General features: G+C 29.3%; 8 protein-coding genes. All 8 read left to right on the top strand.

Annotation, left to right across the window (positions count from 1 at the left end; genetic code table 11):
• A partial coding sequence (locus IQC44_RS09435; protein ID WP_198306115.1) for a VWA domain-containing protein occupies positions 1 to 4,267 on the top strand: 4,267 nt, incomplete at its 5' end.
• Between the two features lie 48 nt (positions 4,268 to 4,315).
• Positions 4,316 to 5,095, top strand: a complete 780-nt coding sequence (locus IQC44_RS09430; RefSeq protein WP_198306114.1) for a sensor histidine kinase — start codon at positions 4,316 to 4,318, stop codon at positions 5,093 to 5,095.
• Positions 5,096 to 5,162: 67 nt separating this feature from the next.
• Positions 5,163 to 7,085 carry a transketolase gene (tkt, locus tag IQC44_RS09425; RefSeq protein WP_198306113.1) on the top strand — a complete coding sequence of 641 codons (1,923 nt, stop codon included), beginning with the start codon at positions 5,163 to 5,165 and terminating at the stop codon, positions 7,083 to 7,085.
• Between the two features lie 61 nt (positions 7,086 to 7,146).
• Positions 7,147 to 7,506 carry a gamma-glutamylcyclotransferase family protein gene (locus IQC44_RS09420; protein ID WP_198306112.1) on the top strand — a complete coding sequence of 120 codons (360 nt, stop codon included), beginning with the start codon at positions 7,147 to 7,149 and terminating at the stop codon, positions 7,504 to 7,506.
• A 108-nt stretch (positions 7,507 to 7,614) separates the two neighbouring features.
• A complete protein-coding gene (locus IQC44_RS09415) occupies positions 7,615 to 8,013 on the top strand; it encodes an arsenate reductase ArsC (protein WP_198306111.1) in 399 nt (132 codons plus the stop codon).
• A gap of 2 nt (positions 8,014 to 8,015) precedes the next feature.
• Entirely contained in the window at positions 8,016 to 9,161 is a 1,146-nt protein-coding gene (gene chrA / locus IQC44_RS09410) for a chromate efflux transporter (RefSeq protein ID WP_198306110.1), read from the top strand.
• Positions 9,154 to 10,113 (top strand): permease, encoded by a 960-nt coding sequence (locus IQC44_RS09405; protein WP_198306109.1) that lies wholly within the window; start codon positions 9,154 to 9,156, stop codon positions 10,111 to 10,113. The genes chrA and IQC44_RS09405 overlap by 8 nt, the downstream gene beginning before the upstream one ends.
• Before the next feature lies 1 nt (position 10,114).
• On the top strand, positions 10,115 to 10,441 hold the full coding sequence (locus IQC44_RS09400) for a YnfA family protein (protein ID WP_105915742.1): 327 nt from the start codon (positions 10,115 to 10,117) through the stop codon (positions 10,439 to 10,441).
• Positions 10,442 to 10,446 lie beyond the last annotated feature (5 nt).

The raw sequence follows: 10,446 nt of genomic DNA, 5'->3' as shown, positions 1-10,446 counted from the left end.
GTTTGCAGAAGGAAGTGAAGATTTAGTAGTAAAAATCACAGACTTAGATAAAGATGTAACATCGTTTGAGAATATAAAAGTTGGAACACAAGATACAGCAACAAGTACAATTCTTGATAACGATTTCAAATTATCTACAGATGATAGTTTTACAATATGTGAAGATACAGAGTATAAATTAAGTATTAATGACTTTGGTACACCTTTAACAACTATAACTAAAGTTAAAATAGTTGAATTACCAACAAATGGACAATTATTATTAAATGGTGTAGCTATAACAGCAGGACAAGAGATAAGTAGAGCAGATATTGATAGTGGAAAACTGGTATTTAAACCTACACTACACACTGATGTTGATGGAAACTTTGAGTTCTTAGTTCATGATGGAAGTAAATGGGCTACAGTTGAAAATACTACTGAAATAATTATTAATGCTGTAGCAGATGCTCCAACAACATCTATTGATGTTACAAAAACATCTACAAGTAGTTCAAGTAGTTTTGTTGTTGAGGTTGGAGGAAATACATACAATATTACAGATATTTTAGTAAATAAAGGAACATATACTGAAGTAAAAAATGTTGGAAATAATACATCAACAAATGCAACGAATATAGTTGTAAATGAAAACTTAGATGCAAATAATTTCTTAAAAACTTCAGGTGCAAATAATATTATTGTTATAAATGGTGATATAAGTGGTGGTGCAAAAATTGAACCAATGGGTGGAAATGATTTCATTGCAATTTTGGGTGATTTAAAAGGTGGTGTGATAAATGATAGTGCTGGAATTGATACACTATATTTAGGAAAAGATTCATCTTATTATACTTGGGATGTAAATACTCATTCAGGTCAAACTGGTATGGATGGAACAATTACTCAATGGGCAGATAAAGAACACACTATAAAAGTAGGAACTCTATATATAAATAATATAGATGGTATTATTTTTGCAGATGGAAAAACTATAGGAGATGTAACTACTCAAAATTCTACAATAGAAGAGTATGAAGTTGATATAAGTGCTTCATTAGTAGATAGAGATGGAAGTGAAACATTAACAGTTGAAATTAGTGGTGTTCCAGCAGGTGCAATTCTTACAAGTCCAGGAAATAAATATCAGTTAGTTGATAAAGGAAATGGAGTTTGGGAAGTAAAAGTAGATTCAAATAATCCAATGGATGTTAAAGATAAATTACTTTTAACAAATGTTAAAAATGGTTCTGGATGGGTTGATTTAAAAATCACAGCAACAGCTACAGAAGGTGGTGAAAGTTGTGATAATGGAAAATCTAAAGATTCAGTAGCTAGTGATGCAACGGTTTATGGGGTTGGAGAGAGTAACCAAGTTTGTATGGAAGAGTTTAAATATAATCTTGTAATTACACTTGATAACTCAGGAAGTATGAATGGAACACCTATGACTTTAGCAAAAGCTGCTATGGTTAATTTAGTAAATAAATATACACAATTAGGTGATGTAAAAGTACTATTAAATGTATTTAATAATTATGGTGAGATAAAAGGAGTTTGGGTAAGCCCAACTGAAGCAATTAGCTTAATCAATGGAATAACTGCTGGTGGTGGAACAAACTATGATGATGCATTATTAAAAAATATTGCTACATTAAATAGTAATCCAGCTCCACTAGATGGAAAAACTATCTCTTATTTTGTAAGTGATGGTAATCCAACATTTAGAATGGAAAAAAATTCTAATGGAGTATGGGTACAAAAAGGAAATGGTTCTGCTACTGAGTATGTTACTAAAGCAATATCAGACCAATGGAAGAATTTAGATATTGATAAATCTTATGCAATTGGAATTGGAACAAATGAACTAAATACTCACTTAAATAATGTTTCAAGTGATGTAACAATTATTTCAAATGCAAATCAATTAAGCGATGCGTTAGAAGGAACTGTTCAAGAACTAATATATACAGGAACAGTTTCTGATAATATTATTGGTGGAGATGGAGCTATAAAAATCGATAGCATAGTTGTAGATGGTATAGTTTATACTAAATCTACATTCCCAGCAAATGGGGTAATTACAGGAAATAATAAGATTAAATTGACATTTGATTTTACAACTGGAGAGTATAAATACTATGCAAAATCATCTAAATTTAGTGTAGAAGATGTTGGATTTAAAGTAAATGCAAGTGATTCTAATGGAGATTTAACTTCATTTGATGTTGGATTAAAAGTTAAAGTTGCTACAGAGGTTATGGCTCCAACAGCGAGTATTGATGTAATAAATACTTCTACTATAGATTATAAAAATGCTACAGTAACAACAAAAGGTTATACACTTGAAGCATATAATCTAAATGGAACTAAAGGTGAAATATCTATAGTTGCGGGAACAAATGTTTCAGGATTTGGTGTAAAAGGTGCTTCTTCAGGAGATGAATCTGAAATTGGATATTTAAATGGTAAGTCAGAAGAATTGAGAGTTAAATTTGATAATAAAGTTACAGATGTAAATGTTAAATTCTCTTGGTTAGCTTCAAGTGAAACTGCAAAAATTTCATTCTATAAAGATGGAGTTTTAGTTGGAACTACAACACAAAAAGGTTTAACAGATACTATAGATGGACCATTTAACTTAAAACCTTCAAATGGCTCTTTATTTGATGAAATAAGATTCTCTGGAAATGGGACAAATGATGACTATATCATTCACTCTATAGAGTACAGTGAAGTTGTAGTAGACAATGGGGGAGTAATTACAGATGAAGTTTATAATGTTAATTTTGAAGCAGCATTAACAGGAGATAAAGGAACTTTAAGTGTAACAATAAGTAATGTTCCAGATGGTGCAAGTTTTGATTTACCAAATATGAAGAATTTAGGAAATGGTGTTTGGGAAGTTACAATTTCAGAAGATGATAAATCAATTGATTATAGTAATGTAAAAATGACTGTTCCAGCTGGTACAAACTATGTTGATTTAAAAATCACTGCAACAGCTACAGGAGATACAAATTGTATTCTTCCTGAAAACACAAAAACAGCAATAGACAGTGATGCAACACTTTATGCTGTAAGTGAGTCTGAACAAGCTAAGATGAATGCATTTAAATACAATTTAGTATTAACTATTGATAACTCTGGAAGTATGAATGGGAATCCTATAACTTTAGCAAAAGCTGCTATGGTTAATTTGGTAAATAAATATACACAATTAGGAGATGTTAAAGTATTCTTAACAACATTTAGTAATACAGCAGAAATTAAGGGAGTTTGGGTAGATGCAGCAAAAGCAGTAGAGTTAATAAATAAAATTTCTACAATAAATATGACAAACTATGATGATGCTTTATTAAAAGTTATAGGTGCAATGAATAGTACACCAGTTCCATATAATGATGGTAAAACTATCTCTTATTTTGTAAGTGATGGTTTACCAAATTATGGAATGACTAAAAATTCTAAAGGGGAATGGGTAATAAAATCAAATGCAAATAGTGTAAATGCAGAATTATCTAGCCAATATAAGAATTTAAATTTTGATAAATCTTATGCAATTGGAATAGGAACAAGTGCTTTAAATACACACTTAAATGCAGTATCAAATGATGTAACAATTATTTCTAGTGCTACACAATTGAGCCAAACTTTAGAAGATACAGTTCAAGAGCTTTTAGTTGAGGGTAATTTCTTAGATAATGTTATTGGTGGAGATGGAAAAATCACAGCTGATACTATTACATTTGAAGGAAAAGTATATACAAAAGATACATTCCCATCAAACGGAATAGTTGCAGGAGATAATCATATCAAGCTAACAATTGATTTTGAAACAGGAGATTATAGATACTATGCTAAATCTTCTAAGTTTACAGAAGAGACAAAAGTATTTACAGTTGAAGCAAGTGATAACAATGGAGATAAAGTTAAATATGATATTGAGGCTGATGTTAAAGTTGTTACAGGAAAAGCTGAAAATGTTCAACAACTAATGGGAGATGATATTGATTTAACAAAAGTTATTACAAAAACAACAGATGTGATAGACCTTGAAAACTCTAGTACAACAGATAAGTTAAAAGTTGATTTACAAGATATTCTTGATTTAAATAAACAACAACTTATAATAAAAGGTGATAAAGGCGATATTGTTGAGTTAGATAAAAATGATTGGACACAAAGTGGAAATCAAAAAATTGATGGTAAAGATTACAAAGTTTATTCACATAACAGCAATGTTAAACTTCTGATTGATGATGATATAGATACACACAATATCTAATAAAATATAAGTGAAGATTTTTCTTCACTTATATAAAATAGGGAAAATATGCGACAAACAAAAATTGAAGATTTTTTAGAACTAGAAAGAAGAATAGAAGAAGAAGTAAATAAAAGTAGAGAGAAAGATAAAATACTTTTTCAACAAGCAAAATTAGCTTCACTTGGTGAAATGATAGGAAATATTTCTCATCAGTGGCGACAACCACTAATGGAGATAAATTCCGTATTTTTACCAATTGAGGCTAAAATCATTTTAAATAAAAAAGTAGAATATAGTGAGATTTTGGAAGCTATTGAGAAATTAAATAGTATTACAAAATTTATGTCTGATACTATTGATGATTTTAGAGACTTTTTCTCAACAGATAAAGAGAAAATACAATTTAATCTTCTTGAACAGATAAATTCAACTGTAAATATTATAAGTGCATCACTAAAAGCAAATGATATAAAACTAGATATTATTTTACAAAAGAACCCAGAGCTTATTGGCTATAAAAATGAGTATTCTCAAGTTTTAATAAATATTATAAACAATGCAAAAGATGAGCTAATAGCAAGAAAAATAGAAAATCCATATATAAAAATTACTATTTATGAAGAGAATGATTTAATCTACACAATAATAGAAGATAATGCAGGTGGTATAAAAGTAAAACCAATAGACAAGATATTTGAGCCATTTTTTACATACAATAAACAAAATGGTTCTGGAATTGGTCTTTTTATGTCAAAGTTGATAATAGAACAAAATATGTATGGAAAAATAAGTGCTAGAAATAAAAAAGCTGGTGCTTGTTTTGAAATCATTCTTCCAAAAAATTAAACACTATTTCGATATAATCCAAGATAATCAAAAATAATCAAAATAAATTCTCAAAATTAGGATAATTATGTCAAAAGAACTATTACAAAAACAAGCAGATACTATTAGATTTTTAGCTGCTGATATGGTACAAAGAGCAAATTCTGGACACCCTGGAGCTCCTATGGGATTGGCTGATATTGCAACAGTTTTAAGTAAACACTTAAATGTAAACCCAGCTGATGAAAAGTGGCTAAATAGAGATAGATTGGTTTTTAGTGGTGGACATGCTACTGGACTTGTTTATTCACTTCTTCATCTTTGGGGATTTGATGTATCTATAAATGATATGAAAAACTTTAGACAATCAGGTTCAAAAACACCAGGGCATCCTGAATATGGTCATACTCACGGAATTGAGATAACAACAGGACCATTAGGTCAAGGAATAGCAAATGCAGTAGGTTTTGCAAGTGCAGCAAAATATGCTCAAAATTTGTTAGGGAAAGATGTAATAAATCATAAAGTTTACTGTCTTTGTGGAGATGGAGATTTACAAGAGGGAATTTCGTATGAAGCCTGTGCAACTGCTGGACATTTAAAACTTGATAATTTAGTTATCATCTATGACTCAAATAATATTACAATAGAGGGAGATACAAGTATTGCTTGGAGTGAAAATGTTAAAAAAAGATTTCAGGCTATTGATTTTGAAGTATTAGAAATAGATGGACACAATTTTGATCAAATTGATAAAGCATTAATTCAAGCAAAAAATGCAACTCAACCTGTGTTGATTATCGCAAAAACTGTAATAGCAAAAGGTGCAGTTACTTTAGAGGGAAGTCATCACTCACATGGAGCTCCTCTAGGAGTTGATGAGATAAAACAAGCAAAATTAAAAGCTGGATTTGACCCTGAAGTTGATTTCTTTGTAAGTGCTGAAGTAAAAGGTGCTTTTGATAAATTAATTATTGGTTCAACTTCGCAAAATGCTTGGAATGATAGTTTAAGCTCTGATATTAAGAAAAAAATAGAAGAGTTACAAAATCCAGATTTTGATAGTGTTATTTACCCAACTTTTGAAGAGGGAAGTAGTGTTGCTACAAGAGATTCAAACCATAAAATATTAAATGCAATTGCTGCATCAATTCCAGGATTTTTAGGTGGAAGTGCTGATTTGGCTCCATCAAATAAAACAGAGCTAAAAGGTATGGGAGATTTTCCAAATGGAAGAAATATCCACTTTGGAATAAAAGAACACTCAATGGCAGCTATAACAAATGCTATGAATTTATACGGATTATTTAGAGTTTATAGTGCGACATTCTTTGTTTTCTCTGATTATTTAAAACCAAGTGCTAGAATTGCAGCACTTGCAAGTATTCCACAACATTTTATTTGGACTCACGATAGCATTGGAGTTGGAGAGGATGGACCAACACACCAACCAATAGAGCATTTATCACAATTTAGAGCTTTACCAAACTTCTATACATTTAGACCAGCAGATGCAAATGAAAATATTGATTCGTGGAAAGTTGCTCTTAAAATGAAAGCTCCAACTGCATTTGTTTGTTCAAGACAAGGACTAAAAGTTTTAAAAGATGAAAAAGCTTATGGAGATGTTTCAAATGGTGGATACTTACTAAAACAAAGAGAAAATGCAAATATTACAATAATGGCAAGTGGAAGTGAAGTTATACTTGCACTTCAAACAGCATGTGCTTTGGAAAAAAATGGGATAATTGCAAATATAGTTTCTGTTCCTTGTTTTGATTTACTTTTAGAGCAAAGTAAAGAGTATATAAATAAAATTATTGATCCAAAAACAAGAGTTTATGCAGTTGAAGCTGCACGAGGGCTAGAATATTATAAATATGCAGATGTTGTATTTGGAATGGATAGTTTTGGAGCTAGTGGGAAAGCTGAAGTTTTATTTGATGAGTTTGGATTTACAATAGAAAAACTTCAAGCAAAAATAGAAGAAGATTTTAAAAATAACAAATAAAAAAAGAGGGGAGATGTTTTCTCTTCTCTTTTTATAAAACTACTTAAACTTAGGAAAACTCTTGAAAGAGACACTTTTTGTATATGGCACACTTATGCCAAATTGCCCAAATGCTTATGTTTTAGAGAATATTGTAGGAAAATTTGTCCCAGCAACTGTAAAAGGAAAGCTAATAGATGCTGGTTGGAGTGCAGGAATGGGCTATCCTGGAATTAGGCTTGAAATGGGAAATGACACAATTCACGGCTTCTTATTTTACTCTGATAATTTAATAAACCACTGGGAAAAGCTAGATATTTTTGAGGGTGAAGAGTTTATACGAATGCCAGTTGTTGCAACTAGAGATGATAATGAACTTGAAATTGAGACTTTTATTTACACTCTAAAAGATGAAATACTAGAGGATGATGTAAACTATTAAATAAAAGTGAAATTTTTTTCTATAAATATTTAATATAAACATATCAATATATCTTGATATATAAAGATATTTTTTGTTATACTTCAAAAATTACAAAAAAGAGGTAAAATGAAAAAAGTTTTGATATTGTGTACAGGAAACTCTTGTCGAAGTATTATTGCTGAAGCATTAATAAATAGCAAACTAAATGGAGTTATTGCAGATAGTTCAGGAGTAAAAGCTAGTGGAAAAGTAAATCCTAATGCTAAAAAACTTTTAGAAGAAAAAGGGATTTGGAATCATAATTATCATAGCAAAACTATTGATAAGGTGATAAATAACAATTATGATTTAGTTGTAACAGTTTGTGACCATGCAAACGAAACTTGTCCAATGTTTCCTAAAGCTGTAAAAGTTATTCATGTTGGATTTGAAGATCCAGATGGAAAAGGTTTTGAAGCATTTGAAGCTACATACAAAGAGATTGAGGAAATTTTACTTCCAAAAGTAGTTGAGGCTTTAAAATAATAATGATAAATATATCAATTTTTTGGCACTTTTTTATCTTAGGTCTTTTTAGTTTTGGAGGACCAATATCTCATATTGGTTATTTTAGGAAAAAATTTGTTGAAGAATTAAAGTGGCTAAATGATGAAGAGTTTTCTAAAATCGTAGCACTTAGTCAGTTTTTACCAGGACCTAGCTCTTCTCAAGTTGGCTTTACAATAGGATTAAAAAAAAGTGGAATGATTGGTGCAATATTAGCTTTTATTGCATTTACAACTCCATCTTTTTTACTTTTATATTTAGCTGCAACTTTTCAAAATATATATGAAAATAGTAGTGTTATTTATGCTTTGATGAGTGGATTAAAACTATTTGCTGTGGTAATTGTTGCAGATGCAACTTTTAGTATGTTTAAGACACTTTGTAAAACTGCTTTAAGTAAAATAATTTTTGTTTTTGCAACTCTATTTTTGATTTTTAATCAAAGTTTTTTTAGTCAAATTTTAGTTTTAGTGGTTTCTGGTTTAGTAGCTCTATTTTTTATAAAAGAGAAAGATAGTAATAAAATGAAATATGAAAAACCATATATTTTACCTTTATTTATCTTTTTCATTTTATTGATAATTTTACCATTTTTTGCAAATCAAGATAAATTATTAAGTCTATTTAACTCTTTTTATCAGGTTGGAAGTTTGGTTTTTGGAGGAGGGCATGTTGTTCTTCCTTTGATTAAAAGCAATATAAATATAGATGAAAATAGTTTTTTAGTTGCTTACTCACTAGCTCAAGCAGTTCCAGGACCTATGTTTACTATTGCTTCATATATTGGAGTTGTCGCTTTTGAAGAATCACCATTTTTAGGTGCAATTATATCAACATTTGCAATTTTTTTACCAGGATTTCTTTTGATTTTAGCTTTTTACAAAAGCTTTGAAAGTTATTCAACAAATCCTACTATTTCAAAAATTCTTATGGGAATAAATGCAAGTGTAGTTGCAATATTGTTTAGTGTTTTAATTACAATTGTTATCCCAAGTGGAATTTTAAATATTTATGATTTATTCTTTGCAATACTTGGATTTTTTGTGATTAGAAAATTTAAAATATCTGTATTACTTTTGATTTTATTTTATTGTGTATATGGATTTATAGGAAGTTTATATGTTTGATTGGTTGGTAAATTTAAGCTCTATATTTGTATTTGATATATTAGGATTTGTAAAAGGTACTCAACTTGGGGATGCTGTACATTTTTTTATATTTGATACAGTAAAAATATTTATATTGCTAATAAGCATAATATACTTTATTACATTTATACAAAGCTATTTTCCATTGGAAAAAATAAGAGTTTATTTAAGTGGGAAAAGTAAAATTGTAGGACATATTTTAGCTGGAATATTTGGAATAATAACTCCTTTTTGTTCATGTAGTGCAATACCACTTTTCTTAGGATTTTTACAAGCTAGAATTCCTTTAGGTGTAGCTTTTACATATTTAGTTTCAGCACCACTTAGTGATCCTGTTGTATTTGCTTTGTTAGCTTCAATATTTGGATTTAAAGTAGCAATACTTTATGTAGTTTTTGGAGTAATTATATCAATTATAGCTGGTCTTATTATTGGTGCTATGAAAATGGAAAAAGAGGTTTTAATTGAAGTTAAACCTTTAGATAATATAAGTTACACTGATGATAAAACTTTATTTAAACATAGAGCTAAAGAGTCATGGTATTACTCTATTGATATATTTAAAAAAATATATTTATATATAATAATTGGAGTGGGTGTTGGTGCATTTATTCATGGATATATTCCTGCTGATTTTATTGCAAAATATGCAGGTGGAGATGTTTGGTATGCTCCAATAATTGCAGTTCTTGCTGGAATTCCTATGTACTCAAATGAATTGGGAGTTTTACCAATTATTGAAGTATTGACTCAAAAAGGTGTTTTGATAGGAACAGCAATATCTTTTATGATGGCAGTAGTTGCTCTAAGTCTTCCTGAAGCTATGATTTTAAAAAGAATATTATCTATAAAATTAATAGCAATATTTTTTAGTATCGTTGGTTTTTCAATACTTATTGTTGGATATTTATTAAATTATTTAGTAGGATAAAATGATTGGAAATTTAGGAATATTTTTTATTGCAGCTTTTTTTGAAATATTAGGATGTTTTGCATTTTGGTTATATTTTAGAGCTGAAAAAACTCCTTGGTGGATAGCTTTGGGAGTTATTTCTTTGATTCTTTTTGCTTATGTTTTGACAAAAATTGATGTAGAACATGCAGGAAGAGTTTATGCAATTTATGGAGGTATTTATATAGTAGCTTCTTTATTGTGGTTGATTTTTATTGAAAAAGAGAGTTTTAATCGTTGGGATATAATTGGCGCAGGTATTTGTATTCTAGGTGCAAGTATTATATTAATTGGAAATCAAAAATAGGATAA

The sequence above is a fragment of the Arcobacter vandammei genome (assembly GCF_016106035.1).
GTDB classification, from domain to species: Bacteria; Campylobacterota; Campylobacteria; order Campylobacterales; family Arcobacteraceae; genus Aliarcobacter; species Aliarcobacter vandammei.
The sequence above is the reverse complement of the archived record's forward strand: the minus strand, read 5'-3'. Positions and strand labels throughout refer to the sequence as shown.